This is a genomic window from Amycolatopsis sp. CA-126428 (assembly GCF_002904335.1).
Lineage (GTDB): Bacteria > Actinomycetota > Actinomycetes > Mycobacteriales > Pseudonocardiaceae > Amycolatopsis.
The window spans coordinates 1-2469 of sequence record NZ_PPHF01000109.1 but is presented as its reverse complement, the minus strand read 5'-3'; the positions used below and the strand labels follow the sequence as shown (position 1 = coordinate 2469).

Here is a 2469-nt window from a genome sequence, read left to right as displayed (position 1 = left end):
AGAACCGGCCACAGCCGCCCCGCCCCGCCGGTCGGCGCCCTCAAGACCCCCGTTCGACACCAGCCACCTAGGTCGCGTCCGGGTCGATCGGCGGGCGCTCGCCGGGCTTGAGCGGCTCCGGCGCGGACTGGGTCTGGCCGGCCAGGTAGCCGTTCGAACCGTTGGCCCCGTTGGCCGGCGTGCTGCTGCCGTTCGTGATGCCCTTCAGGCCGAGCGGGTCGGCGTCGCCGTCGAAGAGGTGCTGCGTCACGACCCGCTTCGGGTCGAAGTTGCGCAGCCCGCGCAGGTCTTCCAGCGGCTTGCGGAGCTGGTCGAACTCCGGGCCCATCTCCTCGCGGAGCTGCTCCTTCGCGCCGGTCGCGAAGTCGCGGACCTTCTTCACGCTCTTCGCGAGCCAGGACGCCGCTTCGGGAAGCCGTTCCGGGCCGAGGATGAACAGACCGGCGATGATGAGGACGAGGATTTCCCCCCATCCGACACTCTCGAACACCCGTCTACCTCCACTCGGAACCTACCCGCCCAGGGTACCCGCCCCCCGCCGTGCTCCGGCAGGCCGAACGCGGGAACTCAGTCGGAAGCCAGGGTTACGTCCACGACGAAGCTGGCGCCGTCGCGCGCCAGCGACACCGGGACCACTTCGCCGACGTCGTGCGCGCGGACCGCGACCGTCAGTTCCGCGGAGTCGCGGACGAGCCGGTTGCCGATCTTCGTGATCACGTCGCCCTCCTTGATGCCGGCGTTCGCGGCCGGGCCGCCGGGCGCGACGTTCTTCACCTGGGCCCCCATCGTGGACGAGCCGGCGACCGTCGAGGAGGCGTTGATGCCGATGTCGGCGTGCTGGACCTTGCCGTCCTTGATCAGCGCCTTCGCGATCTTGATCGCGTAGTCGCTCGGGATGGCGAAGCCGATGCCGATGCTGCCGCCGTCCGCGCCCGCCGAGCGGATCGACGAGTTGATGCCGACCAGCGCGCCGGTGGAGTCGACGAGCGCGCCGCCCGAGTTGCCGTGGTTGATCGCGGCGTCGGTCTGGATGGCCTCGTAGGTGACCGGCGGGGCGCCGTTGTCGCCGCCCGCGGTGATCGGCCGGTTCAGCGCGCTGACGATGCCGGCGGTCACCGAGTTCTGCAGCGCCAGCGGCGAGCCGATCGCCATCACGGTGTCGCCGACCTGCAGGTCCGCCGACTTGCCGACCTGCAGCACGGTCGGGTTGGTGACGTTGACCTTCACGACGGCGAGGTCGGTCTTCTGGTCGCCCCCGACGAGCTTGGCTTCGGTGCGGGTGCCGTCGATGAAGACGGCCGTGACCTTTACGCCCGGGTCCGCGGCGGCCGAGGCGATGACGTGTTCGTTGGTGAGGATGTAGCCCTGCGGGTCGATCATGACGCCGGAGCCCTGCTCGCCGGACTCGGCGCCGGGCTTGAACACCTCGAGCGAGACGACGGCGGGCGCGACACGCTTGGCGATCTCGGCGACGGACCCGGCGGGACGTTCCTTGCCGGCCTCGGCTTCGGCGATGGTGGCGGAGCCGGTGAGCTCGGTCCCGGTGTCGGCGACCCACCAGCCGACCAGGCCGCCGACGGCGCCGACGAGCAGCGCGACGACGCCGAGCAGGACGAGCGCTTTCGGCTGCACCCGCCGTCCGAACAGCACCTCGGGCAGGCTCAGTAGCGCACCGGGCGGCCGCTTGGCGGGCTGCGCCTCATCGTCGGCGGCCACTGCGGGCCCGGCGAGCACCGCGGCGGCCCCGGGATCACGCCAGGGATCCCGGGTGCCGGTCCACAGGGGCGGTTCGGCGTCCGGCACCTCACCGGTGGCTTCCCGCGGCCGTTCGAGCAGCACACCTTCGGCCCCGGGCGGCCGCCGGAAGGCCTCGGCGAGCGACTCGGGCGCGGGCGGGGCGAGGTTGACGCCGTTGGTCTTCTGCGGGGAGTAGAGCTGGTCGAACGCACCATCGACACCCTGCGGCCGGCCGAACACGGCGGCCTGCGCCGGATCGACGGCCGGCCGCGCGAGCGGCCGCGGGCCAAGCCGATCGGCCTCGGCTTGGGCCTGAGCCTGGGCCGCAGCTCCGGCCTGGGTTTCGGTCCGGGCTTCGGTCCTGGCTTCGGCTTCGCGTGCGCCGGGCTGCTCGGGATTCACGTTCGGCTCGGTCATCATTCCCCGGTGCAGAAGATCAGGTGGCTGGGCGTGACGATACCCAAGCCCAGTGCTCCGAGTCTGCCGGTCCAGGGGTGAAGTGGCTGTTTCTTGAGCCACTTGTCCACAGGGTCGAGGTGATGTGGACAAAACGGCCGGGAGGGGCCTTGAACGGGGCTTTTCGTCCGGGGGTGGCGATAGGCTGGACAAGGGCACGGCCCCCCAGCGAGGGCGGGGTCGCGCGAGGGTGGGGTCGCGCGAGGGCGGGGCTGCGTGCGGGCGGGGCTGCGTGCGGGCGGGGCTGCGTGCGGGCGGGGCTGCGTGCGGGCGGGG

2 protein-coding genes are annotated in these 2469 nt (G+C 72.1%); both read right to left on the bottom strand.

Annotation, left to right across the window (positions count from 1 at the left end):
• Positions 1-67: 67 nt before the first annotated feature.
• Complete coding sequence (tatB, locus tag C2L58_RS27195; protein WP_103340529.1) at positions 68-490, bottom strand: Sec-independent protein translocase protein TatB; 423 nt, start codon at positions 488-490, stop codon at positions 68-70.
• 77 nt (positions 491-567) lie between these two features.
• Positions 568-2154: a trypsin-like peptidase domain-containing protein gene (locus tag C2L58_RS27190; RefSeq protein ID WP_103340530.1), complete on the bottom strand. Its 1587-nt coding sequence runs from the start codon at positions 2152-2154 to the stop codon at positions 568-570.
• Positions 2155-2469: the final 315 nt, after the last annotated feature.